We start from the raw sequence: 26651 nt of genomic DNA, 5'->3' as shown, positions 1-26651 counted from the left end.
GCTTTAAGGAACTCTGGGCTGGCCTTGTGCTCGGGCAGATGCGGCGAAAGCAGGACGACAGGGCGGTGCGCCGTTTGCATCCGGTGGCGTGGAGCCGAAGCGCACCACTTCCTCCTCCCACAGCCGATCCATCGCTTCCGGTGTGTCGTCGCGTGGCTCCTCGCTGGCGCGGTGGCGCAGCGTCTCCATGTCGACCTGGCTTTCGGCCAGCTCCACCAGGATCTCGAACAGCAGCGCATACGGGCTGTGCCGCTCGGCAGCACGCGCGGCCAGCATGCCGACGATGTGATTGATATAAACCAGCCAGAAGCGCACTTCCGACGGCGCGCGCGTGGATAGAAACTCCAGCAGCAGCGGCAGATAGTCCGGCAACTCGCGCGCGGTCAGTTCCAGGCCCGCGCGCTGATAGGCTTCGAGCAGGTTCGCCATGGCCTGGCCGCGGTCACGCGACTCGCCATGGATGTGCTCGAACAGCAGCAGGCTCATGGAGCGGCCGCGATCGAACGTGCTGAGCCAGGCATCCTGGCTGGTCAGGGGATCCTGCTCCAGCAAGGTGCGAATGAATTCCTGTAGCGCCGTCCCGCGCGGCGCGGGCAAGTCCACCTCCGCCGCCGCCGCGAGCAATTCCTCGCCATGCTCCCAAAGCTCGTCATCGGGATAGTCCAGCAACGTGCTGATCAGTTTGAGCAACTTCATTGCGCCTCCTGCGTGGTTCGCTTGCCGACCACACGGGTGGTGATCTTGCGCGCGCTGAACAAGTCAGCCGGACTATCGCCGCTGCAACCGTTGCCGAAGGTGAAGCCGCAGCCGCCGCGTTCGCCGAAGGCATCGTTGGCGTATTCGCGGTGAGCGCTCGGCACGACGAAGCGGTCCTCGTAGTTGGCGATGGCCAGATAGCGATACATCTGCTCCGCCTGGTGCACCGTCAAGCCGGCTTGGTCCAGCACGGCGTGGTCCTCGACGCCATCGACGTTCTTGGCACGGCGCCACGCTCGCATCGCCAGCAATCTTTCCAACGCACGAATCACCGGACGCTCATCGCCCGCGGTCAGCATGTTGGCGAGATAGCGCACCGGAATCCGCAATGAGGCGACATCCGGCAGCTCGCCATTCATACCGATCCGGCCGCCCTCGGCCGCCGATTGGATCGGCGACAGCGGCGGCACGTACCAGACCATCGGCAAGGTTCGATATTCAGGGTGCAGCGGCAACGCCAGTTTCCAGTCGATCGCCAGCTTGTAGACCGGCGACGCCTTGGCCGCTTCCAGCCAGCTGTCGGGAATGCCTTCGCGACGCGCGGCCGCGATCACGTTCGGGTCCTGCGGATCGAGGAACAAGTCCAGATGCGCACGGTACAGATCCTGCTCAGCCGCCACTGACGCTGCCTGCTCGATGCGATCCGCGTCGTAGAGCATCACGCCCAGGTAGCGAATGCGGCCCACGCACGTTTCCGAGCACACGGTCGGTTCGCCCATCTCGATGCGCGGATAGCAGAAGATGCACTTCTCCGATTTGCCGCTCTTCCAGTTGTAATAGATCTTCTTGTAGGGGCACGCCGAGACGCACATGCGCCAGCCGCGGCACTTGTCCTGGTCGATCAGCACGATGCCGTCCTCTTCGCGCTTGTAGATCGCTCCGGACGGACAGGCCGAGACGCACGCCGGGTTCAGGCAGTGCTCGCACAGGCGCGGCAGATACATCATGAAGGTCTTTTCGAACGCGCCGTAGATCTCCTTCTGCACGGCATCGAAATTCCGGTCCTGCGCGCGCTTGGCGAACTCGGTGCCGAGAATCTCTTCCCAGTTCGGTCCCCAATGGATCTTCTGCATACGCTCGCCGCTGATCAGCGAGCGCGGCCGCGCCGTCGGCTGATGCTGCGAATCGGGCGCGCGATGCAGATGCTGGTAGTCGAAATCGAACGGCTCGTAATAGTCATCGATCTGCGGCAGATCCGGGTTGGCGAACACCTTCGCCAGCATGCGCCACCGGCCGCCGGCGCGCGGCAGCAGTTGGCCGGACGCAGAGCGCACCCAGCCGCCGTGCCACTTGTCCTGGTTCTCCCATTCTTTCGGATAGCCGATGCCCGGCTTGGTTTCCACGTTGTTGAACCACGCGTACTCCACGCCTTCGCGTGAAGTCCACACGTTCTTGCAGGTAATTGAACAGGTGTGACAACCGATGCACTTGTCCAGGTTCAACACCATCGCGATCTGGGCGCGGACTTTCATCGAATCGTCTCCGTCGCGGCCGGCTCGCCGTCCAGCCAGTCGACCTTGTTCATCTTGCGCACGACCACGAACTCGTCACGGTTGGTTCCGGTAGTGCCGTAGTAGTTGAAGCCGTAGCTCAGCTGCGCGTAGCCGCCGATCATGTGGGTCGGCTTGACCACTACGCGCGTCACCGAGTTGTGCATGCCGCCGCGGGTCCCGGTCACCTGCGAGCCGGGCACGTTGATGATGCGTTCCTGTGCGTGATACATCAGCGCCATCCCGGGCATGACACGCTGGCTGACGACGGCGCGTGCGGTAATCGCGCCGTTGACGTTGAACAGCTCGATCCAGTCGTTGTCCTCGATGCCGGCCAGGCGAGCATCGTCCTCGCTGATCCAGACGATGGGCCCGCCACGCGACAACGACAGCATCAGCAGGTTGTCCGAGTAGGTGCTGTGAATGCCCCATTTCTGGTGCGGCGTGATCCAGTTCAGGACGATCTCGGGATTGCCGTTGGAGCGCTTGCCGATCAACGGCGACACGGTCTTGGTATCCACCGGCGGGCGATAGCTCATGAACCCCTCGCCGAACGCGATCATCCACTCGTGGTCCTGATAGAACTGCTGGCGCCCGGTGAGCGTGCGCCACGGGATCAGCTCGTGCACGTTGGTGTAGCCAGCGTTGTAGCTGACGTGCTCGTCCTCCAGGCCCGACCAGATGGGCGAGGAAATGATCTTGCGCGGCTGCGCCTGGATGTCGCGATAGCGGATGGCCTCGTGTTCCTTGTTGACGGCCAGGTGCGTGTGCTCGCGGCCGGTGATCTTGCCCAGCGACTCCCAGGCCTTCACCGCCACATGGCCGTTGGTCTCCGGCGCCAGGTGCATGATCACTTCGCACGCATCGATGGCGCTGACGATCGCGGGCCGGCCCTTGCTGATGCCCTCCTCGGTGACGCGGTGATTCAACTTGCCGAGAAACTCGACTTCCTCCTCGGTCTTCCATTGCATGCCCTTGCCGCCATTGCCCTGTTGCTCCAGCAACGGCCCGAGCGAGGTGAATTTCTTGTACAGGTTCGGATAGTCGCGCTCGACCACCGCCATCGCCGGCAGCGTACGGCCCGGCACGGGTGCGCATTCGCCCTTGGCCCAGTCCTGCACGCCCAGCGGCATGGCCAGCTCATTCGGCGTGTCGTGCAGAGTCGGCACCAGCACCAGGTCCTTCTCCACGCCCAGCACGCCGGGCGCCAGATCGCTCACCGTCCTGGCGATGCCCTTGAAGATCTCCCAATCGCTACGCGATTCCCATGCCGGGTCCACCGCCTTGGAGAGCGGATGAATGAACGGATGCATGTCGGACGTATTGATATCGTCCTTTTCGTACCAGGTCGCGGTCGGCAGCACGATGTCCGAGTACAGCGCGGTGGTGCACATCCGGAAATCCAGTGTCACCAGCAGATCGAGCTTGCCTTCCGGAGCCGGATCCCTCCACGTGATCTCCTCCGGCTTGACCGCGCCGCTCTCGCCGAGATCCTTGCCTTGCAGTCCATGGCGCGTGCCGAGCAGATGCCGCAGCATGTACTCGTGCCCCTTGCCGGACGAGCCGAGCAGGTTCGACCGCCAGATGAACATCACTCGCGGGAAGTTCTCCGGCGCGTCCGGATCGGCATACGCAAACTTCAGATCGCCACGCTGCAACTGTTCCACCGCGTAGGCCGCCGGAGCAACGCCGGCCAGCTCCGCTTCGCGAACCACCTTCAATGGATTGCGATTCAATTGCGGCGCGCTCGGCAGCCAGCCCATGCGAATTGCGCGCAAGTTCAGATCGGCCAACGTGCCTGTGTACTTCGAGGGGTCGGCCAGCGGCGAAAGGATTTCCTTCACCTCCAGCTTCTCGTAGCGCCACTGATCCGACATGAAATAGAAGAACGAGGTGCCGTTCATCTGCCGCGGCGGCCGGCTCCAGTCCAGCGCAAACGCCAGCGGCTGCCAGCCTGTTTGCGGCCGCAGCTTTTCCTGGCCGACGTAATGCGCCCAGCCGCCGCCGCTCTGGCCGACACAGCCGCACATCACGAGCATGTTGATCAGCGCGCGATAGTTCATGTCATTGTGGAACCAATGATTCATCGCGGCGCCGACGATGATCATGCAACGGCCGTGCGTCTTGTCCGCGGTACGGGCGAACTCACGCGCGATCCGGATCACTTCAGCGCGCGGCACACCTGTGATGCGTTCCTGCCAGGCGGGTGTGCCCGGCACGTCTTCGTCGTAGCTGCTGGCCACGTTGCCGCCGCCGAAACCGCGATCCACACCGTACTGCGCAAGCAGCAGGTCGTAGACCGTGGCCACGCGCCACTCGGTCCCATCGGCCAGTGTCAAGCGGCGTACCGGGACGTTGCGCTCCAACACTTCGCCGTGAGTCGACGCAGTCCACGCGTGATGCTCCACGCCTCCAAAGTACGGGAAGCTGACAGCCTCGATGCCGTCGTTGGCGCCCGCCAGGCTCAGCTGCAGCCGCGTATCGCGGCCGGCACTGTCCTGCGCTTCGATGTTCCATTTGCCGGTCTCGCCCCAGCGGAAGCCGACCGATCCCTTGGGCACCACGATCTGGCCGCTGATTTCGTCGATGGCCAGCGTCTTCCATTCGGGGTTGTTGCTCTCGTTCACCTCCCGCAGATCGCTGGCGCGCAGGAAACGTTCCGGCACCAAGCGACCGTCGGCGCGCTTTTCCAACCGCACCAGCAGCGGCATGTCCGAGTAGCGGCGACAGTAGTCGACGAAATACTCCGAGGGCCGCTCGACATGGAACTCCTTCAGGATGACGTGACCGAACGCTTGCGCCAGCGCCGCGTCGGTGCCCTGCTTCGGATGCAGCCAGTGGTCGGTGAGCTTCGCGACTTCCGAATAGTCGGGAGTGATGGCGATGGTCTTGGTGCCGTTGTAACGCGCCTCGGTGAAGAAGTGCGCGTCGGGGGTACGTGTCTGCGGCACGTTGGAACCCCAGGCGATGATGTAACGGCTGTTGTACCAATCGGCCGATTCGGGAACGTCGGTCTGCTCGCCCCACACTTGCGGTGAAGACGGTGGCAGATCGCAATACCAGTCGTAGAACGACAGGCACGCACCGCCGAGCAGCGACAGGTAACGAGCGCCCGCCGCATACGACACCATGGACATCGCCGGAATCGGCGAGAAGCCGAGCACGCGGTCCGGGCCGTGACGTTTGACGGTGTACAGGTTGGAAGCGGCGATGATTTCGTTGGCCTCGTCCCATCGCACCCTGACGAAGCCTCCCATGCCGCGCCGGGACTTGTATGTTTTCGCCTTGGCTGGATCTTCGACGATGCTGGCCCATGCCTCGACCGGAGACAGGGTCTTGCGCGCCTGCCGCCACAGCTGCACCAACGCCGCGCGCACCAGTGGATATTTCAACCGGTTCGCGCTGTATAGATACCAGGAATAGCTGGCGCCACGCGGACATCCCCGCGGCTCATGATTGGGCAGATCCGGCCGCGTGCGCGGATAGTCTGTCTGCTGGGTTTCCCAGGTGACGAGGCCGTTCTTGACGTAGATCTTCCAACTGCACGAACCGGTGCAGTTCACGCCATGCGTGGAGCGTACGATCTTGTCGTACTGCCAGCGGGCGCGATAGCCATCCTCCCAGCCGCGGCTCTCGCTGCGAGTCACGCCGTGCCCATCGGCGAAGGTCTGTGCGTTTCTACGGAAGAACCGCAATCGATCGAGGAAATAACTCATGAATCAGTCTCGTTACCTTGGTCTCGTTCCGCAGTCGTCATGGGGCTGGTCGCGCCCGCTCAGCACGGGACCTCCGCGCCGCGCCGGAAGTACCACCACCATGTCACGACCAGACAAGTCGCGTAGAAGATGATGAAGCCGTACAACGCGAGGGCCGGGCCGCCGGTCAATGCAATCGAAGTGCCGTAGCTTTTCGGAATGAAGAATCCGCCATAAGCGCCGATCGCGGAGCTGAAGCCGATCACCGCCGCCGACTCGATGCCGGCTTGACGTAGCGCGGTTGTTCCACCGGCTTCACCCATCTGCTCGGCGCTGCGCTCGTGCAGCGTGCGGAAGATCACCGGGATCATGCGGAAGGTGGACGCGTTGCCGATGCCACTCAGCACGAACAGCAACATGAAGCACGCGAGAAAGCCGACAAAGTTGCCGCCGCCAGCGCTGCCCGGCAGGAAGTGCAGCACGCCGAATACAGCGACAATCATCAGCGCGAACACCCAGAACGTGAGCACTGCGCCACCGTAGCGATCCGAGAGCCAGCCGCCCATCGAGCGCGACAGCGCGCCTACCAGCGGGCCGAGGAAGGCATACATCAGCGGGTCGACGCCAGGGAACTGCGTCTTGATCAGCATGGGGAAGCCGGCCGAGAAGCCGATGAAGGAACCGAAGGTGCCGATGTACAGCCAGCACATCAGCCAGTTGTGCTTGCGGCGGAATATCACCGCCTGCTCCTGGAACGAGGAGCGCGCCGCGTGCAGGTCGTTCATGCCGAACCACGCCGCCAGCGTGCACACCACCAGGAACGGCACCCAGATGAAGCCGGCGTTCTGCAGGTACAAAGCCTCGCCCGAGGCTGTCGTCTGCGGGCCGCCGGCCATCGGTCCGAACACGGCGCCGACGATCACCAGCGGAATCACGAACTGCGTTGCCGACACCCCGAGATTGCCCAGGCCGGCGTTCATGCCGAGCGCCGTACCCTGCTGCGACTTGGGATAGAAGAAAGAGATATTCGACATCGAGGAGGCGAAGTTGCCGCCGCCCAACCCACACAGCACCGAGATGACCACGAAGTGCCAGTAGGGAGTCGAGGGGTCCTGGACCGCGATGCCGAGCCACACCGCGGGAATCAGCAGCGATGCGGTGGCAATGGCTGTCCAGCGCCGGCCACCGAACATCGGCACGACGAACGAATAGAAGATACGCAGCGTCGCGCCGGACAATCCGGGCAGCGCGGTCAACCAGAACAGCTGGTCGGTCGTGAAGCCGAACCCGACGCGCGGCAGGTTGACTGCCACCGCCGAGAACATCATCCAGACGGCAAATGCCAGGAACAGCGCCGGGATCGAGATGGCGAGATTGCGGTTGGCGATCCGGTTACCGGTGCGTGCCCAGAACGCAAGGTCTTCAGGATGCCACTCGTGGATGACAGAACCTGGTCTTCCAGTACTGATTGCCGGCGAGTTCATTGGTAGTTCCCATCGCGCTTTTTTGTAACGCCGGCAATTTAGGCGGCGGCGCGTGGGGAACTGTTGACGAAGGTCAATTGAAAGGCGGCGGCGGCCGCCGTGATTCCGCTTAGTCCTTAGCGACTTTCCCACTCTTCATCACGAAGCTGACGGACTCCAACTCCGTCACATCTTGAAGTGGATCACCTTTTACGGCGATCGGGTCCGCCAACTTGCCGGTCGTCAATGTACCGACTTCGTGGTACGAGCACGCTCCGCCACGGTCGCACCAGCAAGCAGCGTCGGTACGAGACAAGTCTTGTTGACCTTCATCAGCTCGATGGAGTCGGTATCCAGATAGGTGCCGTGCTCGATCGAGTCCACACCGGCGCGAGATCGAAACGGCGTGTCACTGATGCCGTTCCAGGACGCGACCCAGCGTCGCCAGGATACGTTCGCCCCAGGAGCGATTCAGCCACGCGTGCAGATCGATCACGGTGCTCTGGCTCAAGTCCTCTTCGAACGCGGCGCGCAGTCGCGAGGCAAGCGCTTCACTCAGTACCAACAGATTGACTTCGTCATTCAGTCCGAACGAGCGATTGTCGATATTGGTGGATCCCAGCAGTGCCCACCGGCCATCCACGAGCAAAACCTTGGCATGCATCATTCGCGAGTTGTACTCGGCGATCTCGACGCCCTCCTTCAGCAACACTCCGTAGCGTCGGCGCCCGGCACGGCGCACCAAGCCGTGGTCGCTGTAAGGACCGCCGGTGAGAACGCGCACACGGACGCCGCGTGCACGCGCGGCGATCAACTCCTGCCTGATGCCGAGATCCGGGACGAAATACGGACTGCAAATATCGATACTTTCCCTGGCGGTCGCGAGCAGGAATTGAACGAGTACACGCGCACGCGTGGAGCGGCCCGCCGTGGGAGTGCTGCCAACCGCGAGACCGGGTGTGACTACGTCTACAAACGCGGCGTCCCGAATCTGGTTGGGGAAGGCATCCTCGCTGACGAGCAATTCACCCATCGACTCCAGCCAGTTCTCGGCAAAGACCGCCTGCAGGCCGGCAACGATCGGGCCGGTGACGCGTAGCGCACAATCACGCCAGGGCGGCGGTTGGGAACGGCACCAGTGGTCGGCGATGCCGGCGCCGCCGATGAATCCAACCTCCCCGTCGACCACCAACAGATTGCGATGCGTCCTGCTGTTCCAGCGACGCAGCATATGCAAGTGAAGCGGGTGATAGCGCGTCACCCGACCGCCCGCCGCGATCAGCGGCTCGAAATATGACTTCCGCAGTCTCAGGCTGCCGATTGCATCGATCACCACACGCACGTACACGCCGCTCCTGGCGCGCTCGCACAGCGCCGCAAGGAATCGCTCCGAGATCCGTCCTGGATAGAAGATGTAGGCTTCGAGATGGATCGAACGCTTCGCGGCGGCAATTGCCTCCAGTTGCACATCGTAGAGCTCCGGCCCTTCCCGGATGACGCGGAAGGATTCGATATGCAGGGGCGGCGTCTCCAGCAGCGCCCCCAGCAGCCGCAATCGCTGCCGGTCTCCCAGACCGTGGACCTCGGTGTTGGTCCGGTACAGCGCGCCACGCTCGAACAACACGAGATAGAACAGGTAGCCGAGCAGCAGGACCGCGAAAAGGGCGCCCAGGTCGATGAGAACTCTCATTTGGGCGGTATTGTAGCCAAGCTTCCGTCGGGGCACGAACCACCGGCAGACGCGCGTAGGTGCTGACGAACACATACGCCATCAGCGTCAGGCCCCAGAACCCGTGCCGCTCGCATTCCGCAATGTCGGCGCACTGAGCGACGTGAACGTCGCCACCAGCTCGTGCAGGTTGCCGGGATAGGTCAGCCGCACGAAGGTGATCGGGGCAGCCGGGCTTCGTGTGATTCGCTCCACGATCAGGCACGGGATGCCCGTTTTGACTTTCAACCGCGCGGCATCTTCTGCCGCGGCACCGGCAGCGCGTATGCGGTGTTCGGCGGTATTCCAAGGGACTTGCTGCAACAACCACGCTCCCGGAGACACTTCAGCGAATGATTCGGCCGCGGCCGTGGGCACTGCCTGCAGGTTGATCAAGCGATGCTCCAGGCAGAATGGCTGATCCTGGGAGAAATGCCGGCACCTCAGCTCCAGCACGGTGACCGGCTCGTTCGAGCCCAGCAACGCCAGATCCTCTTTGCTGGCGCGACGCTTGTGCCGCTCCAGGATCTCGAAGTGATAAGGCAGCCCGAGCGCTTCGACTTCGGTCTTGATGTCGTGAATCGAGAGCACCGCCGACTGCGACTGTGGCCTCCTGACAAAGCTGCCGGCCTTGCGCCGGCGTTCGATGACGCCGGCGTGCGCGAGTTGGGCGAGCACCTTGCTGACGGTCATGCGTGAGCAGCCGTACTGCTCCTGCAGCTCGCTCTCGACCGGGATGCGTTGGCCGGGTTGCCAGCGGCCCGACAGAATATTGCCCTGGATGTCCGCAAGAATCCGCTGATGCAACGACGTGACCGCAGCGGCCGTCCTGCCCCGCTGGCTCGCACGCCTGGGTTTCTTCTTCTCCTGCAACCGCACCCCTCCTCGACCGCTTTGCCACGGGCCTCGCCAGGACCTGTAGGCATTACAGCGACCTACAGGACACAAAACAATACAGCGCCGGCCGCCCTGCCGGGAAACTGCCGCGGCTGCCGCGCGTAGCACAAAGCCCCCTTGCAATCCCCGCTTCGATTATATGACTATACATTAAATCGTCGCCACGACCGGACCTCATCGGATGCACTCTCCGGCGAAAAACCAACAACCATCGAGCGAACGCTTGTGGCGCAACGCGCGGCTGGCGACCATGGCGCGCACCGCGAGCGGCATCGGTGCCATAGCGCCTGGCGCGCTACTCGTCCGTGGCGATCGCATCGTTTTTGCCGGTGCCGAAGCTGAAATGCCTGCCGCTGGCGCCCGTCCTCGCGAGGAGATCGATTGCGAGGGCCGATGGATCACTCCTGGCCTGATCGACTGTCACACTCATCTGGTCTACGCCGGCAACCGCGCCACCGAGTTCGAGATGCGATTGCGCGGCGCCACTTATCAGGAAATCGCCGCCAAGGGTGGCGGCATTCTCTCGACGCTTCGTTCCACACGAACTGCGACAGCGCAGCAGTTGATCGCCGAATCCCTGCCCCGCCTCGATGCATTGATCGCCGAAGGCGTCACGGCCGTGGAGATCAAATCCGGATATGGCCTCGACCTGGCAACCGAGCGCCGTCTACTGCAAACGGCGCGCGAGCTCGGCCGGATGCGAAACATTCACGTCCACACGACGTTTCTCGGAGCACACGCCGTGCCGCCAGAAATGGCGGGGAACGCGGATGCATATATCGACGAGGTGGTTCGAGGCATGTTGCCCGCGCTGGCCAGCGAAGGACTGGTCGACTCCGTGGATGGTTTCTGCGAGAACATTGCTTTCTCACCAGCTCAAATCGCGCGCGTCTTCGAAGTGGCAAGCGCGCTTCGCCTGCGAGTGCGATTGCATGCCGATCAGCTCTCCAATCTCGGCGGTGCTCGATTGGCTGCAATACATGCAGCGCTGTCCGCAGATCACTTGGAGCATTCGGACGAAGCCAGCATCGAAGCCCTCGCACGCGCGGGCACCGTAGCAGTCCTGCTGCCGGGCGCGTTCTACTTCTTGCGCGAAACGAAGCAACCTCCGGTCGATCTGCTGCGCAAGCATGGTGTGCCCATGGCGGTCGCAACCGATTCGAACCCTGGCACGTCGCCGCTCACCTCGTTGTTGCTGGCGATGAACATGGCCGCGACGCAGTTCCGGATGACCGTCGAAGAGTGCCTCGCTGGCGTGACGCGAGAAGCAGCGCGGGCGCTGGGCATGGAAAACGACAGGGGCACGCTGGAGGCCGGCAAGCTCGCCGACTTCGCGGTCTGGAACATCGACGATCCGGCCGAGCTGGTGTACCGAATCGGCTTCAACCCGCTGCATTCCCGTCTCTGGAGAGGTCGATGACCGAGATTGCAATAGAACCCGGCGCTACCTCTCTCGAGGATTGGAGAGCCATTTATCGAGGCGCCGCGCCACGCCTCCATGCTTCATGTCGCGCGGCAGTTGCATCCTCGGCGGAAGCCATCGAGAGAATCCTGGCGCGCGGGGAGCCGGTGTATGGCATCAACACCGGGTTCGGCAAGCTCGCGACGGTGCGCATCGATGACGCTGACCTGAGCCGCCTGCAACAGAACATCGTTCTGTCGCACGCCGCCGGCACGGGCGAGCCCCTGCCCACTCGCATCGTGAGATTCATGATGGCACTGAAGCTCGCCAGTCTCGGCCAGGGCGCCTCGGGCGTGCGGCCACGGACGGTGGAATGTCTCGAAGCGATGTTGGCGGCGCAGATCATTCCTGTCGTGCCGTCGCAAGGTTCGGTGGGTGCGTCCGGTGATCTTGCCCCGCTTGCACACATGGCGGCCGCGATGATCGGCGTCGGTCATGTCGATACGCCCAAGGGCCGCCTGCCCGCCGCCGAAGGACTGGCACTGGCAAATCTGCAACCGCTGGCATTGGGCCCGAAGGAAGGGCTGGCTTTGTTGAACGGCACGCAGTTCTCCACCGCCGTGACCTTGGCGGCGCTGTTCGAAACCGAGGTTTTGTTTCAGAGCGCGCTGGTGACTGGCGCACTCTCGACCGACGCCGCTCGCGGCACCGACACACCGTTCGATCCGCGCATTCATGCATTGCGGCGGCATCGAGGTCAGATCGAAGCAGCCGAAGCTTTGCGCCAGCTGATGGCAGGCAGCGCGCTGCGGGCCTCGCATTTGTTCAATGACGAGCGTGTGCAGGACCCCTATTGCCTGCGATGTCAGCCACAGGTCATGGGCGCCTGCCTGGACATGCTGCGCAACGCAGCCACCTTCCTCGCGACCGAAGCCAATGGCGTCTCGGACAATCCGCTCATCTTCGCCGAGGATGATCAGGCACTCTCCGGCGGCAACTTCCACGCCGAGCCGGTGGCGTTCGCGGCCGATATGATTGCTATCGCAGTGTGCGAGATCGGCTCCATCGCCGAACGGCGCATCGCCATGCTCATCGACCCGGTGTTGTCAGGACTGCCCTCGTTCTTGACGCCGCGCCCCGGACTGAACTCCGGTTTCATGATTCCCCAAGTGACGGCGGCGGCCCTGGTGTCGGAAAACAAGCAACGCGCCTATCCGGCGAGTGTCGACTCGATCCCCACGTCCGCCAATCAGGAAGATCATGTTTCGATGGCCGCGCATGGCGGTCGTCGTCTGCTGCCAATGGTGGAGAACGCGACGGCAGTGATTGCCATCGAGCTGCTGATGGCGACTCAGGCTTGCGATTTCCATGCGCCGCTGAAGACCAGCGCGCCGCTGGAAACGGTGCGCTCGGCTTTGCGCGCGCGTGTACCGATGCTCGAGGACGATCGTTATATGTACCCCGATATGCAGCAGGCTAGCGAGCTCGTGCGCAGCGGCGTCATCGCTGCTTCGGTCGGCGTGCCGTTGCCGCGCATCGTGTCTTAGACGCATTGATCTTTTGGGGCCGCTTGCCGGCCGACAGCAGGTATCGCCATGAACAGGATCGACAAGTCACGCGTCATCCGTGCTCCCCGCGGCCGCACTCTCAGCGCTCGCAGCTGGCTCACCGAGGCGCCGCTGCGCATGCTGATGAACAATCTCGATCCCGAGGTCGCCGAGCGGCCGCAGGAACTGGTCGTGTATGGCGGCATCGGTCGAGCGGCGCGCGATTGGGATTGTTTCGACCGCATCGTGTCCACTCTGAAACGGCTCGGAGACGACGAGACGCTGCTGATCCAGTCAGGCAAGCCGGTCGGCGTGTTCCGGACGCATCGCGACGCGCCGCGCGTCTTGCTGGCCAACTCCAACCTGGTGCCGCACCGGGCCACTTGGGAACATTTCAACGAGCTGGATCGCAAGGGCCTGATGATGTTCGGGCAGATGACGGCCGGGTCGTGGATCTACATCGGCTCGCAGGGCATCGTGCAAGGAACGTATGAAACATTCGTCGAGATGGGTCGGCGCCATTACGGCGGCAATCTGCGCGGCCGCTGGATCTTGACCGCCGGCCTCGGCGGCATGGGCGGCGCGCAGCCGCTGGCCGCGACCATGGCAGGTGCCAGCTGCCTGGCGATCGAATGCCGCCAAACGAGCATCGACTTCCGCCTGCGCACCCGCTATGTGGACGTGTGCGCCCAGAACCTCGAAGAAGCGCTGTCGATCATCGAGGGCTCGCGCCGCACCGGCAAGGCGATTTCAGTTGCGCTGCGTGGCAACGCCGCGGAAGTCCTGCCCGAGTTGTTGCGTCGTGGTGTGAAGCCGGACGCCGTTACCGATCAGACATCCGCGCACGATTCGGTGAACGGCTATCTCCCCATCGGATGGACCGTCGAGGAATGGGACGCGCGGCGAGTATCCGATCCGCAAGGTGTTGCGGAGGCAGCCAAGAGCTCGATTGCGGTGCATGTGCGCGCGATGCTGGACTTTCATCGCCAGGGCATTCCCACCTTCGACTATGGCAACAACATCCGGCAGGTCGCGCTGGATCGCGGCGTAAGCGACGCCTTTGCATTCCCCGGCTTCGTGCCAGCGTATATCCGGCCGTTGTTCTGCCGCGGTGTCGGACCGTTTCGCTGGGCGGCGCTGTCCGGCGACCCGGAAGACATCTACCGCACCGATCAGAAAGTGAAGGAACTGATTCCCGACGATCCTCACCTGCACAACTGGCTCGACATGGCGCGCGAGCGCATCCACTTCCAAGGCTTGCCCGCGCGCATCTGCTGGGTGGGCCTCGGCCAGCGCGATCGGCTCGGCCGCGCATTCAATCAAATGGTCGCTTCGGGCGAGTTGCAGGCGCCCATCGTGATCGGCCGCGACCACCTCGACTCCGGCTCGGTCGCCTCGCCCAACCGTGAGACCGAGGCGATGCAGGACGGTTCGGACGCTGTCTCGGATTGGCCGCTGCTGAATGCTTTGCTGAACACGGCTTCGGGTGCGACCTGGGTATCGCTGCACCATGGCGGCGGCGTCGGCATGGGCTTTTCTCAGCACGCCGGCATGGTCATCGTCTGCGACGGCTCGCCTGAAGCGGACGCCCGACTCGCTCGCGTGCTCTGGAACGATCCCGCCAGCGGTGTGATGCGCCACGCCGACGCCGGTTATGAGATGGCGATTCAGTGCGCACGCGAACGCGGCCTGGATTTGCCGGGCATCACGGATCGCTGACTGAACGACCAGTGAGGCGGGACCGGGTCCCAGTCCCAATGGTGCTTGGTTAACCGTCTTTGTCGCAGCGGTTCGCGGATAGCGGTTGGCCACAAATGAGCTAAATCCTGGCCTCCGTTCTGCCCCAACCGCTAACCGCCAACCACTGCAGGGCGCTAACTAAGTGCCATTGGTCCTAGTCCGGCCGCAGGCGGACTATTTCGGGAAGGCGTGCTCTACGCGCTTTTCGCCCGTGGCCTTCCTTGCAAAGTCCTCACGGGTAAGCGCGCGATTGATACCGAATGCCGCGCGTGTTCCTTCGGCGGCGGCGACGATGGCGAGCTGAACATCGCGAATGATGTTCCCTGCCACGAACACGCCTGGCACGCTGGTGGCTGAATGCGTCCCGCATTTCACACCACCGTTCTCGCTGAACTGACATCCTATCGAGCGCGCCAGATCCGATTGTTCCGTGCTTGGCGTATCGAAGAACAATGCCGACCGCTCGATCGCGCTGCCATCGCGAAACACGATTCGTTGCAGCTTTCCCGCGCTTCCATCGAGCCTGGCGACAGGCTCGGTGCGCAACTGGATGGAGTTGCGTTGCAACTCTCGTTTCGCTCTGGGGGACAGCTCGGGACCGTCATTGGTGCATAAGACGACATCACGCGTCCAGGCGGTCAGAGCTCGAGCCATCTCGAAACCACGCTGGCCCTGCCCATACACCGCCACCGGTCGATCGCGGTTCTCCCAGCCATGACAGTAGGGGCATTGGAACACACTGGTCCCGAAAAACTTCTCGATGCCCTGCAACGGCGGCAGCCGGTCGAACAAACCGGTGGCAAGGAGCAGCTTGCGGGTCCGGACAGTCGCTGCATTGGCAAAGGTGACACGGAAAGTGGCGTCGGGCAGCAACTCTGCTCCGGCCACGCGTGCCGAGCGAAATCTCACCTGCGGATACCGGGCCAGTTCCCGATGTGACAGCTCGCGAAACTGCCGGGGCTCGATGCCATCTCTGGTGAGGAACCCATGCATTCGCTTCGACGCCCAGTTGCGTGGCGTGCCACGATCACACAGCAGCACCTTTCGACACGCACGGCCCAGCACCAGCGCCGCGCTCAGGCCCGCCGGCCCCGCGCCTACGATCACCACGTCCCAGAGGGTAGCGGCCATGTTTCCTGACTCATGAGGATTGTCAGGAGAAACGGCCGCCAGAACCTCTTGTTCCAATCCGCTGTGCGCGGGCCTAGACGAACGTCCGTCGATCAGCGAGCCGTCATTCCGCCATCGACGCGATAGGTGACGCCGGTCAGCCAGGCGCCGCGAGCCGACACGAGCAGCGCGACGACTTCGGCGATGTCCTGCGGAGCGCCAATGCGCCCGAGCGGCAGATACTCGAGCCAGTCATCGGCCGAGATTCCGGGAAAGTTCTTCCGCAACTCGTCTGCGCTGGGCGTCGCGATGGGACCCGGTGTCACCACGTTCACACGGATGCCGCTCGCAGCGAGATCGACGGCGAGCGTGCGCGAATAAGCGTCGAGCGCCGCCTTCGCCGCGCCGTAGTGTGCCGTAGGACCGAAAGGCAACGTCGCTGCGGTCGATGAGATGTTCACGACTGAAGCAGCTTTGGACGCACGCAGCGCTGAAAGCACGGCGTTCGTGACGCGGACTGCGGAGAAGAGATTGAGTGCGAAGACGTCCTGCCACTCTTCGTCGGGAATGCTCGCAGTCCCTTCCGGAAACACGCACGAGCACCAAGAAACGCTAAGCGGCCGTCCGGTATCCCCGGACGGCCGCTATCACATCGTTGATATGCTTTCAGCGACGAGAGTTGTCGCGTCGGTATTACTTCCCGCCTTCGAGCGACTGCCACATCTCCTTGTCACGCTCGGCCGTCCAGATGCGCGGGTCCGGATACTGAGTCGCTTCGTCAAAGGCGCGAGAGACGTCGAACGGCAGGCAATGATCGAAGATCGCCCAGTGACCGTACTTCGGCTTCAGCTGCGCGTACACACTGGAATAGATCTCGCGAAGCGGCTTGTTCTGCCGGGCGGCTGCCGCCACCGAGTTATACAGATCGGAAACGAACGCTCGCGTACCCTCCAGACCCTTGGCGACCTCGGCGGGCGTCTTGAGAGCCGCCCCTCGGCCCGGCACCAACGCTTGCGGCTCGAGCGCGGCGATAGCATCGAGCGCGGCGGGCCAATCCTGCAGGTAGGCATCGCCCGTGTAAGGCGTGGCGTCGTACTCGACCAGGTCGCCGGAGAACAGCACTCTCTCCTGCGGCAACCAGACCACTGTATCGCCCTTGGTGTGGCCGCGGCCGATCTGCATGATGCGCACTTCGAGCTTGCCCATGAACAGCGTCATCTGTTTATGGAACACGAGCGTCGGCCAGGTGAGACCGGGCACCGATTCGACCGCACGGAACAGGCGAGGAAAGCGTTCGATCTCGCTCTTCATGTCCTGAGCGCCGCGTTCCACGATCAGGTCGTAGGTGTCCTGGCTGGCAATGATGTGCTCCGCGCCGTATGCGCTCGCGCCCAACACTCGCACCGCGTGGTAGTGCGACAAGGTAACGTACTTGATCGGCTTGTCGGTGACCTCCCTGATCCGGCGAATCACATCCTGCGCCATGATCGGCGTCGCCTGCGTGTCGATCACCATCACGGCATTGTCGCCGACGATGATGCCGGTGTTCGGATCGCCCTGCGCCGTGTAGGCATAGGCATGTTCGGACAGCCGGTCGAAGCTCACGACTTTGTCTTCCAGATCGGCTTGCGAGGCAAATTTCTTGCTCATGAGGTTCTCCCGGGCGAAATCGAGGCGCGCGCGGCGCTGGTGTTGACTGCTGCGCGCGCTGCGCTAGCGTCGACTGATGCACGCGCTGCGTGCAATGCCTCACGGATCACATCGACATCGCCGATGTGATTGGCGAGTAACAGAATCAGTCTCGAGTTCAAGGCGGCGCTGTCGGCGTCCGACAGGCCTTCGTGCGCTTCGAGTAGCGCTGCATAGAATTCATCACCGCGTCCGGCGAACCCGTCGGTCCGTCTCAGCGTCACAGTTGGATCGCTCATGAGCTCACTCCGCGCAGGGCCCGCGCATACGCCCTGCCGATCGCATTCACATCGAAACCAGGGAATCGCGCGGCGACGTGCTGGTCAGGGCGGATCAAATAGGTAACGCCTGCTTCGCCACCATAGCGCTCCTGCGCCAGCCCTTGCTGATCGGTGAGCGCATCGCTGTCCGTTGCACTGACTTGCGCGGGAAGCACGAGGACGAGCCGCGCCGCCAAGCCAGCTTCACGAAGTATCTTGCGGTAGCGCTCGGCTGCCGCATTGTCCCGGTCGAAGACGAGCACGCAAAACTCGTTGCCCAACGAGTTGAGCAACCATCGGGGCCGCCCATCCCGGTCCAACATCGGTGCGTCGTCACACGGCGAGCCTGGCACCATGTCACCGCTCATCGGCGCCGAGTCCGGAGTGATGTATGGAAGACCTTGCAACGAGCACGGCTTGGACAGGCGCCCGGAGTTGACCAGCGCACGCGCGAACGGAAACTCTGGTGCAAGCGCCAGCACGCCGTCGCGGAAATCGCGCTCCACGGGCGTCTTCGGCGTCATGAAACGAGTCGTTCGGCTGGAGTGCATGATGTTTTCATCGCAGCCGTGACCGCGCTCTTCGTCGTAGGAGTCCAGCAGACTGCGTGGCGCCTGCCCGTGGATCACTCGAGCGAGCTTCCAACACAGGTTGTCCACGTCCTGCAGTCCACCGTTACCGCCGCGTGCACCAAAGGGGCTCACGACGTGCGCGCTGTCGCCGGCAAAGATCACACGACCGTGCACGAACCGCTCCATGCGCACGCAACGGAACGTGTAGATCGAGCACCAATCGAGCTCGAACGGAACGTCGTCACCCACGACTCGCCGCACGCGCTCGGCGATCTTCTCCGGCTGCAACTCGGTGGTGGTGTCGGCATCCCAGCCAATCTGGAAATCGATGCGGGAAATGTTGTCCGCCTGGCGATGGATCAGCACGCTCTCGCTCGGATCGAACGACGGCTGGAACCAGAAGTTGCGCTCGTTGGGTGCGTCGGCCCACCGGACGTCGGCGATCAGGAATTTTTCCTCGAAGGTGCGTCCTTCGAATTTCAAGCCCAGCGCTGAACGAACCGCACTGCGCGCGCCGTCCGCGGCGATCAGCCATTGCGTGGACAATGAATAGCGGCCGTCCGGTGTCTGGACTTCGATGCGGACGTGGTCGTCATGCCGTTGCAGAGCCACGAACTCGTTCTTCCATCGCAGATCGATCAGGTCGGGAAAGTCAGCACAGCGGTCAACGAGGTATTCCTCGGCATAGTACTGCTGCAGATTCACGAACGCGGGCATCTTGTGTCCGCCCTCGGGCAGCAGGTCGAAGCTGTACAGGAACCGGTCGCGGTGATGCACCCGGCCCACTTTCCAGGTGAACCCTTTTTCGACGTAGCGATCGCCGACACCGAGCCGGTCGAGAATCTCCAGGCTGCGCTTGGACCAGCAGATCGCGCGGCTACCGACCGACACCACGTCGTTGTCGTCGATCACGATCACGCGCACCCCTTGCAACGCCAGGTCGATCGCCGCGGCCAGCCCTATCGGCCCGGCGCCCACAATGACCACTGGATGGATGCCGCGGTCCACACCGGCCAGCTCGGGCGGCGTTCGATACGGAAACGGCTTGGCAACGTAAGCAGGCATAAGCGTGCTTTGGACCCCTCGATTTTCTCGATTACTATTATCGTAACTAATTAATCTAATCGTAATCACCGCTTCTGGTAAGGTCAATGGCGGAGGCCGAGATGACCGGGAAAGTACGAGAACAACAAGGTGTGCAATCGATCGAAGTGGGCGGGCGGTTGCTCGAATGCCTGGCCGCAGCCAAGGGGCCGATGATGCTGAAGGAGCTTGCCCAGGCCGCCGACATGCCCGCCCCGCAAGCGCATCGCTACCTGGTCAGCTTCATGCGCATGGGACTGGTGGAGCAGCACGCCGAAACCGGGCTTTACGATCTGGGCGCGTTCGCCTTGCAGCTGGGCCTGAGCGCGCTCGGACGAATCGAGCCCGTCACCATCGCGACCGCCTATCTGGCCGATCTGAGTCGTGAGATTCAGCAGACCGTGGCACTGGCGGTCTGGGCAAACCATGGCGCCACCATGGTCCGCTGGGTGAGTGCCGATACCCCGGTCTCCGCGACGCTGCGCCTGGGATCGGTCATGCCGCTCACCCGCTCCGCCACTGGCGGGGTGTTTCTGGCGTATCTGTCACGATCGGCAACGTCCCGGCTGGTGCGGCAAGAGCTAGCTGAAAATGTTCGCAACCAGCTCACACCGACCACGGCAGCCGAAGTCGATGAATGGATCGAGCGCATCCGCCGCCGCGGTTACGCATATGTCGCGGATTTCATTCCCGGAGTCGAGGGTGCCAGCGCACCGGTGTTCGATCACAGTGGCGATGTCGTGCTGGCCTTGACGGCGCTCGGCTACAACAAACCCTTCCAGGCCAAGAGCCAGCAGATCGTCGCAGCGCTCAAGCGAACGGCATCGACCATTTCGCAGCGTCTCGGCTACGACAAAGACCGGATATCCGCCTGAACCCGCGTGAGAGAAGCGTTGGCGGACGCTAGCTGGGACGGTGCGACGGCGCAGGCATCAACGGAGAAGTGGCACCTTGCGCGTAGCTGGCCTGGATCTCGCGGGCGGTTTCTCTTATGGGCTCCAGCAGCGATCGCTGCGGTTCAGGGAGCAACAACAACGAGGACAGGATGATGCCGACCGTGCAGGCGATTGCGCCGCTGGGCTCGAAGATCGGTGCAGCGATGCCACCCAAGCCGCTGCCGCGGGGATTGGCTTCGAAATCGACGCCATACGTGCGCAGATTCTCCTGCACCTTCGGCGGCGTGGGCTTCTGATTCTCGAAGTAGTGGACCAGCCGCGCCGATGGCGACTCGGGCAGGCCCAGCAACGTTCCTGGATGCACCGTAACGCCCGGCTCGAACTGATTCGGCACGGCAAGCACGACCATGGCACCGCCTCGCGTCGGCGTCGCGAGCAGTGCCGTGTGACCGGTCGCGTTGCACAGGCCGGTCAGATACGGCCGGCAGATTTCGACGATATTGCTGCGATAGACGGCGGCGCGGCCGAACTTGAGCAGCTTGCGCCCGAAAACGTAGCCCTCGCTGTCGCGTGCCCGGTCAACGAGAGCGAGGTTGGTCAGGGTCTGCAGGTGCCGCGACACCCGCGCCTTCGTCATGCCCAGCCGCTTGGCAAGCTCGCCGACCCGGACCGGGCCGGTGGCTTCGGTGAGCACGTCCAGAATCTGGACCGTGACCTCCACACTCTTGACCGTGCTCGAGCGCCGCCCCTCGTCCTCGTAGTGCGATAGTTGTATTGCCATGAGTGCTGCGTTGGAATCAAAAGCCGAATGGTGAATTGTCCCCGGCTAAGCTTGCACAAGCGGCGGCGCATGTACTTGACCTGGATCAACTCCCCGACGGGCGCCACAGCGTAAACGCACACGAAGACCCGGTGCCCCCTCCGTTGATGTCGATGGTCTTGTTGTGACCGGTCAGCGCGGAGCGGCCTTTGATGAAGAACATCGGCGCCGTCATGGGCTGGTAAGCTTTGCTGTTCAGATTGTTGTTGTTCACCGCGCAGCCGAGGATCTTCGACGGGCGCGGATCGGGCGCGATCCAGTCGGCATTCGCGAGCGCCATTGTCGGCACCTTGCCTCGTTTCGCGTCGTCAACAGCCTGGGCCGCGGCATCGAGCCCGGCATTGCCAGCTTCGATGAGATCCTCCATCCAGGCATAGGGGAGCGCGACGCCCACATCGTCGGAAACACGCGCGATGACAGTGGGCCGGCCATCGTGGCGGATCGTTGCAAGCTTCAAGAGCAGTACCTTCTATAGTGATATTTGCTGTACGTGTTCGGCTGCCGCGACCTCACAGGGTCTCGGTCGCGTCCTCGGGAATCATGCCCATCGCGATCTGATACTCGCGCTTGACGGCCTCGGGTTGACCGAGCTGGTGCTGATAAGCCGTTTCGTTGACCCGGTAGGCGAGCGAGCGGCCCAGCGCGCGGCTTTCTTCGAGCGTCATCGATTGGGTGAACAGCTCGCGATGCTTGATGGGGTGATAGCTGCAGCGAATGCCATTCGCTTCGATGATTCCGTGCGTCAGATCCGCGCCGCGGTGGGGACAATTGCGAGCGACCAGGCCGAATGCTCCCTCCCCGGTGCGGAACAGGACGAGGTCTTCGCACATCAGCCGCACTGGCTTGATCGGGTGCTCATCCAGTTCCGCGACGGCGGCGATGGGATGCCAATACCGGCGCAACAGCTCTCCCATGGGCGTACCCGGGCCCACCAGCCAAAAGCGCGCCAAATCAGGCCGCAGAGCAGCCCGCGGGAGGGAGGCTCGATGGTGGCGAGATGTAGATCCAGCCACCGAGATCGGGAAAAAGGCGGGTCGGTACTAGCTCGGACGCTGTCTCGCATCGTCCATGGCTGCCACGATATGCGAGACGAGCTCGTCTCGCTGCTGTGGCGTCAGGCCGCTCTGCTCGCGGATCTGCCGGAACAGGCTTTCCATCTGACGGCGCCTGCCCGCGTCGATGGTGCCGGCGAGATGCTCGCTGGCGCTCGCGTCGAGAACCAGCGATTCGCGTCGTGCGTGATTGGTTTCCGCCACCAGCCGGTGATGCAACAGCGATCGGCCGAGAATGACCCAGGGCAGATTGGTGGCCGAGATCGGACCGACGATGAGGCGATGGCCGCCGAGCGGCGCACCCAGCAATCTAACCTTCGCCAGCCGGTTCGAACCGAACATTGCACCGAGCCCGCCGACGATGGCGCCAACGCCAGCGCCGAGTAACAAAGAAGCGCCGCCAACCGCCGCATCGAGAGCACCGCCGGCCAGCGCCCCCGTGGCGGCGCCGGTCATCGACAACTGTGCATTCGACAACCCGAACATGGAGAAGCTGCGCTCGGAAAACAAATCCTCCGCGAGCAGATCGAACTCGGCGGACTGCATCCGCAACGAGCGATGTCGATACAACTCCTGCACCACGCGTCGAGCCGAGTGTTCCCTACGGCGAATGCGCGCACGCAATCGTTCCGTCAGCTCCTTGCCGAGTTGCACTTGGTCGGCACCCTCGGGACACGGAGCGGACTCGCTGGCCGACAGCACTTCGATGAGCAGGTCGGCGATCTCGGCGGCGGCGCGCTCCTGCCGGGCCTTGCGATCCCTCTGCAGAATCTCGACGGCTTGCTCCAACGAGCGGGCCCAGGACTGATCGAGCTCGCTCAGCTCGCGGAACGCTCGCAGCAACTCCAGACGTTTGCCGAAGTCCGCGCGCAACGCGTCGAATACCCGCACGATGGAAAAGTATTGATTCAGCGCGCGTCGCCATTCCTCCACGTAGTCGCCGGGACCGATCAAGTTGATCAGCGCCATGCGCGGTTGTCCCGTCCAGCGCAGGATTTCCATCTCCGCTTCGTACTCGGCGCCATAGGGATGAGCCCCATCGACCACGTAGAGAATGCCGGCGCCGGCCAGGATCGGGCGCAACAGCTCGCACTCGTCCTTGAAACGCGGATCTCCTTCATGACTCGTAACGAACTCACGCACCACGGCTGGCCGCTCGCTGGCACTGCGCTCGTGCGCTTGAAGCCATTCGAGCAGCGCTCGTGGCCGCTGGAAGCCGGGCGTGTCGACGAGCTCGTAGAGCACTCGGCCATCGGCCTGCATCTGGAAGCCACGAGCTTGTCGTGTGGTGCCGGGATCGGGCGAAACGGCGACAGTTTCGTCTTCGGCGAGCATGGACACGATGCTGCTCTTGCCCTTGTTGGGATGGCCGACGATGGCGAACGTGGGATGCGTGCTCACGCGCCAACCTCCAGATACAAGGCCGGATCGCCGACTCGCGCCGTCCAACGCGACCAGACTGTTCGCTGCGCTTCGGTGGCAACTTCGGCATTGGCGCCGACGGGCACCAGAATCAGCGAACAGCGCGGCCCGACTTTCGCGCGCAACGCCTGGATGAAGTCCTGCAGATCCAGCATCGGGGCTTCCCAGGCACGAACGTAGACGACTACCGTGTTCGGCTGTAGCGCGGCGACGCGCTCGATGGTGGCCGTGTCAGCTGCGATAGTTCGGTTGCCGGCTTCGAGTGTCTCCGTCACACGCCATCGTAGATGTGTCGCGGTCCATTCGTTCGTGTCACGAAGCGGCATGGCGCCAGACCAGACGATGACTACGGCATCGCCACTCATTGCCGGCGCGCTCTGCGCCTCTGCATCCGGGAACACCGCCGCATCTTCTTTGAGGTCCGAGCCGAGCTGCACGTCGGCTGCGCTCATTCGATCGAGCAGCGCTCGAACACGAGGATCGTCCAATAGAAGATTGCGAGTGGCCGCTCGCAACCGCACGGCCGCGAGCAACAGCAGAACACAGCGAGGGATCAAGGCATACGTCGTTATGGCCGCCAGCAGAAAGGGCCACCACCCCGTCAGCTCCGACGCTGCAACGGCCGTCGGAGGAGCCGATGCCAACCGGAAGAATCGGGAATGTTCGATCAGCTCGGCAGAGGGAACGGCCTCCGGCCATAGCTCGCGCCATGGTGCAGCCAGCAGCTGAGTGAGCCGTCGCATGTCGTCAGTGTCGAGACGCAGCGTAGTGCTCCAGCCGAACGCAAGATCGGTGAAGGCGATCAACGCAAACGCGGACAGCAGTGCCGCGACGTTGAAAGCGACAGCCGCGCACTGCGACCAAGCCAGCATCTGCCAGCGAGCGAACTGAGCCGCGGCCGGTCCGCGAGCTTCATGCCACACCAGCAAGCTTGCCCGTTGCTCGTCTTGTCGCGTCACTCGGCGGTATAGCGCCGCCGCCAGTGCCCCGGGATTGAACCCACCCAACAGGTTCTGCAGCGCCTGCAGTCCCGGGACTCTGGGCAACATCAATATGAGCGTGAATGCGATCAGCACGATCTGCAGCAGCACCAGGACGGCGAAGACCGTCACGACGTTGACTGGCCAGGTGCCGTCGTATCGAAATACCGTCATGGCCGTGCCGGCACCGACGAGTGTACCGACCAGCAGCATCAAGAATGTGATGATCGCCCGGGCTCGCGACAGGCGCGTCGCAAGCTCGGTATCCTGGGCAGGAAGTGGCGTCTCGCGCCGAACGGCCAGCCACCAGTGGCGCACTCGATCCAGCGGATCGGAGCCAGGCAGAGCGGCGGCAATGCGACGATCCCGGTGCAACCGTGCTTCAAAGGGGCGGTCCCGGTCGGCTTCCAGCCACGCGGGAATGTCCAGGGCCTCGTGGAATAGTGAGCCAGGCCGGGCGTTATGCATCCGGCAATGATACCAGGGCCCGGTTCCAGACCCGGTTCCAGGGCTGTCTGCCGGGCGCCCCAGCCGGTCGTCATGCGCCGGCCGGCAGCCAGCTCCTGAAACTATTACAGCGGCTGGACCATCAGCACACTCTTGCCCGGCTTGTGCAAGCGGCCGAGATCGTCCTGCGCCACCGCCGCCTCGGTGAGTGGATAGGTCATGCTCACTCGAGCACGAAGTCCACTTCGCCAGTGACTTTTTCGAATCGCTGCTCTTGATAGTCGATGGCGACGTCGGCGCCGATGGTTCGAACGTAGTCGAGATTGTCCGCCGACGCGGTCGCCAACACGCGCGCGCCCGCATGCTTCGCGAGCTGCACTGCCATATGGCCCACACCACCCGACCCGCCGTGGATCAGAATTCTCTGCCCGGCCTTCAGGTTGCCATCCACAAACAACGCCTGATATGCCGTCAACGCGACCAACGGAACCGCGGCCGCCTGCGCGAATGACAGCCGGGGCGGCTTCGGCACCACCAGTTCCGCCGGCACCGCGACGTACTCGGCGTATGCACCGCCACGCCAGGCTAAATTCAGCCCAAAGTCCCAGGGCCCGCGGCGCCGAACTGATGCCAGTCAGGCCCGCTTGCGCGTTCTAGCGGTAGAGCGACGAGGTCGCTTCACGGAGCCGACTGCAGTGGCGGTTGCTTTCGCAAGATTCACAAACAGCCGAGCTGCAGGTGACGCGGCTGCAGTTCGATAGGCCACCGCCAACTCAGCCATCGTGTCGTAGCCTCGAATTGGCTTGCACACGAGATTGCCCGACTGGATGGCTGCGATGGACTTCGGTGCCAGTACGACGCCATAACCTGCCGAAGCCAGCATCGCAGCGGTGATGAAATCGCGGACCCGATGAGCAAGCCGAGGTTCGAAGCCGCCGCGAGCACCAAGCGCCGCAAGATATTCAACGAAGCCGGAGGCTTCATCGAACTGCGGGGCGATGAAGCTCTCTCGCGCCAGGGCACGTACATCGACATCTTGTGTAGCCAGCGGATGCTCGTTGCCAACCGCAACCACCAGGGGCTCGCGATGCACGATGCTGGCCTCGACGCTGTCGGGGTAGTTGGCGCGAGGACGGATGAATCCCACGTCGAGCGCGCCACTGCGTAGCGCCTCGATCTGACGCGGCGTTTCCATTGAGGTCAATCGAACCTCGACGGAGGGATGGGCGGATCGAAAAGCCGTCAGCACCTGCGGCAACAGTCCGCTCAGCGCCGCTGAAAGCACATAGCCCACGTCGATACTGCCCATTTCGCCGCGTGCGGTTCGCTTGGTGACGAACTCGGCGCGGTCCAGCTGCCGAAGCGCAAGCTCGGCCTCGGGCAACAACGCCGCCCCGGCGTGCGTCAAGGAAATCGAGCTGCGCCGGCCTCGATTGAGCAGGCGGACGCCGAGCTTGCGCTCCAGCTCCAGCAACTGCCGGCTGAGCGCCGACTGCGCGATCTCCAGCTGGTCGGCGGCGCGGCCGAAGTGCAGCTCGCGCGCCACGGCGACGAAACAACGAAGGGGGCGGCTATCGAGCACGGGCCTGCCTTTGAGCGAAAAATGTGCTCATATCGGTACA

The 26651-nt window shown here is 63.4% G+C and carries 23 protein-coding genes; 4 read left to right on the top strand and 19 right to left on the bottom strand.

Annotated elements, in window-relative coordinates:
- Positions 1-3 precede the first annotated feature (3 nt).
- The 7 genes from narJ to hutC form a co-directional block, all read right to left on the bottom strand.
- On the bottom strand, positions 4-696 hold the full coding sequence (gene narJ / locus VGE08_RS06890; RefSeq protein ID WP_331067117.1) for a nitrate reductase molybdenum cofactor assembly chaperone: 693 nt from the start codon (positions 694-696) through the stop codon (positions 4-6).
- Entirely contained in the window at positions 693-2228 is a 1536-nt protein-coding gene (narH, locus tag VGE08_RS06885; RefSeq protein WP_331067116.1) for a nitrate reductase subunit beta, read from the bottom strand. The genes narJ and narH overlap by 4 nt, the downstream gene beginning before the upstream one ends.
- A complete protein-coding gene (locus VGE08_RS06880) occupies positions 2225-5962 on the bottom strand; it encodes a nitrate reductase subunit alpha (protein WP_331067115.1) in 3738 nt (1245 codons plus the stop codon). Before VGE08_RS06880 ends, narH begins: the two co-directional genes overlap by 4 nt.
- A 59-nt stretch (positions 5963-6021) precedes the next feature.
- A complete protein-coding gene (locus tag VGE08_RS06875; RefSeq protein WP_331067114.1) occupies positions 6022-7425 on the bottom strand; it encodes a NarK family nitrate/nitrite MFS transporter in 1404 nt (467 codons plus the stop codon).
- 222 nt (positions 7426-7647) lie between these two features.
- Positions 7648-7788, bottom strand: a complete 141-nt coding sequence (locus tag VGE08_RS06870) for a hypothetical protein (protein ID WP_331067113.1) — start codon at positions 7786-7788, stop codon at positions 7648-7650.
- 25 nt (positions 7789-7813) lie between these two features.
- Complete coding sequence (locus VGE08_RS06865) at positions 7814-9094, bottom strand: phospholipase D-like domain-containing protein (RefSeq protein WP_331067112.1); 1281 nt, start codon at positions 9092-9094, stop codon at positions 7814-7816.
- 87 nt (positions 9095-9181) lie between these two features.
- Positions 9182-9985: a histidine utilization repressor gene (hutC, locus tag VGE08_RS06860; RefSeq protein WP_331067111.1), complete on the bottom strand. Its 804-nt coding sequence runs from the start codon at positions 9983-9985 to the stop codon at positions 9182-9184.
- A 274-nt stretch (positions 9986-10259) separates the two neighbouring features.
- On the opposite strand from hutC, the gene hutI reads away from it, so the two are divergent.
- The 3 genes from hutI to hutU are packed head-to-tail and all read left to right on the top strand — an operon-like array spanning position 10260 to position 14677.
- Positions 10260-11429 carry an imidazolonepropionase gene (gene hutI / locus VGE08_RS06855; RefSeq protein WP_331067110.1) on the top strand — a complete coding sequence of 390 codons (1170 nt, stop codon included), beginning with the start codon at positions 10260-10262 and terminating at the stop codon, positions 11427-11429.
- Entirely contained in the window at positions 11426-12958 is a 1533-nt protein-coding gene (hutH, locus tag VGE08_RS06850) for a histidine ammonia-lyase (RefSeq protein WP_331067109.1), read from the top strand. Before hutI ends, hutH begins: the two co-directional genes overlap by 4 nt.
- Positions 12959-13006: 48 nt before the next feature.
- Positions 13007-14677 (top strand): urocanate hydratase, encoded by a 1671-nt coding sequence (gene hutU / locus VGE08_RS06845; protein WP_331067108.1) that lies wholly within the window; start codon positions 13007-13009, stop codon positions 14675-14677.
- Positions 14678-14872: 195 nt separating this feature from the next.
- On the opposite strand, the gene VGE08_RS06840 is transcribed toward hutU, so the two are convergent.
- The 5 genes from VGE08_RS06840 to VGE08_RS06820 form a co-directional block, all read right to left on the bottom strand.
- Positions 14873-15829, bottom strand: a complete 957-nt coding sequence (locus VGE08_RS06840) for an NAD(P)/FAD-dependent oxidoreductase (RefSeq protein ID WP_331067107.1) — start codon at positions 15827-15829, stop codon at positions 14873-14875.
- Between the two features lie 92 nt (positions 15830-15921).
- Complete coding sequence (locus VGE08_RS06835; protein ID WP_331067106.1) at positions 15922-16401, bottom strand: SDR family oxidoreductase; 480 nt, start codon at positions 16399-16401, stop codon at positions 15922-15924.
- A 100-nt stretch (positions 16402-16501) separates the two neighbouring features.
- The gene (locus tag VGE08_RS06830) at positions 16502-17458 is read right to left on the bottom strand and encodes an MBL fold metallo-hydrolase (protein ID WP_331067105.1); all 957 of its coding nucleotides are present in this window, start codon (positions 17456-17458) and stop codon (positions 16502-16504) included.
- On the bottom strand, positions 17455-17736 hold the full coding sequence (locus tag VGE08_RS06825; protein ID WP_331067104.1) for a DUF2783 domain-containing protein: 282 nt from the start codon (positions 17734-17736) through the stop codon (positions 17455-17457). The genes VGE08_RS06830 and VGE08_RS06825 overlap by 4 nt, the downstream gene beginning before the upstream one ends.
- Positions 17733-19394, bottom strand: a complete 1662-nt coding sequence (locus VGE08_RS06820; protein ID WP_331067103.1) for an FAD-dependent oxidoreductase — start codon at positions 19392-19394, stop codon at positions 17733-17735. Before VGE08_RS06820 ends, VGE08_RS06825 begins: the two co-directional genes overlap by 4 nt.
- 101 nt (positions 19395-19495) lie before the next feature.
- On the opposite strand from VGE08_RS06820, the gene VGE08_RS06815 reads away from it, so the two are divergent.
- Positions 19496-20287 (top strand): IclR family transcriptional regulator, encoded by a 792-nt coding sequence (locus VGE08_RS06815; RefSeq protein ID WP_331067102.1) that lies wholly within the window; start codon positions 19496-19498, stop codon positions 20285-20287.
- Between the two features lie 28 nt (positions 20288-20315).
- Here VGE08_RS06815 and VGE08_RS06810 read toward each other — a convergent pair whose 3' ends face one another.
- From VGE08_RS06810 to VGE08_RS06780, 7 genes are all read right to left on the bottom strand, one after another.
- A complete protein-coding gene (locus tag VGE08_RS06810; protein WP_331067101.1) occupies positions 20316-21089 on the bottom strand; it encodes an IclR family transcriptional regulator in 774 nt (257 codons plus the stop codon).
- A gap of 85 nt (positions 21090-21174) precedes the next feature.
- Positions 21175-21585, bottom strand: coding sequence for a hypothetical protein (locus VGE08_RS06805; RefSeq protein ID WP_331067100.1), 411 nt, complete (start codon positions 21583-21585; stop codon positions 21175-21177).
- Positions 21586-21637: 52 nt separating this feature from the next.
- Entirely contained in the window at positions 21638-22042 is a 405-nt protein-coding gene (locus tag VGE08_RS06800) for a Rieske 2Fe-2S domain-containing protein (protein WP_331067099.1), read from the bottom strand.
- A gap of 126 nt (positions 22043-22168) precedes the next feature.
- Positions 22169-23581, bottom strand: coding sequence for a DUF3482 domain-containing protein (locus VGE08_RS06795; RefSeq protein ID WP_331067098.1), 1413 nt, complete (start codon positions 23579-23581; stop codon positions 22169-22171).
- Positions 23578-25050, bottom strand: coding sequence for a DUF2868 domain-containing protein (locus VGE08_RS06790; RefSeq protein ID WP_331067097.1), 1473 nt, complete (start codon positions 25048-25050; stop codon positions 23578-23580). The genes VGE08_RS06795 and VGE08_RS06790 overlap by 4 nt, the downstream gene beginning before the upstream one ends.
- Before the next feature lie 202 nt (positions 25051-25252).
- The gene (locus VGE08_RS06785) at positions 25253-25579 is read right to left on the bottom strand and encodes a zinc-binding dehydrogenase (RefSeq protein WP_331067096.1); all 327 of its coding nucleotides are present in this window, start codon (positions 25577-25579) and stop codon (positions 25253-25255) included.
- Between the two features lie 84 nt (positions 25580-25663).
- Positions 25664-26611 (bottom strand): LysR substrate-binding domain-containing protein, encoded by a 948-nt coding sequence (locus VGE08_RS06780; protein WP_331067095.1) that lies wholly within the window; start codon positions 26609-26611, stop codon positions 25664-25666.
- Positions 26612-26651 lie beyond the last annotated feature (40 nt).

It is taken from the genome of Steroidobacter sp., assembly GCF_036406195.1.
GTDB lineage: Bacteria > Pseudomonadota > Gammaproteobacteria > Steroidobacterales > Steroidobacteraceae > Steroidobacter.
Note: the sequence above shows the minus strand (reverse complement) of the source record. Positions and strands in the feature narration are given on the sequence as shown.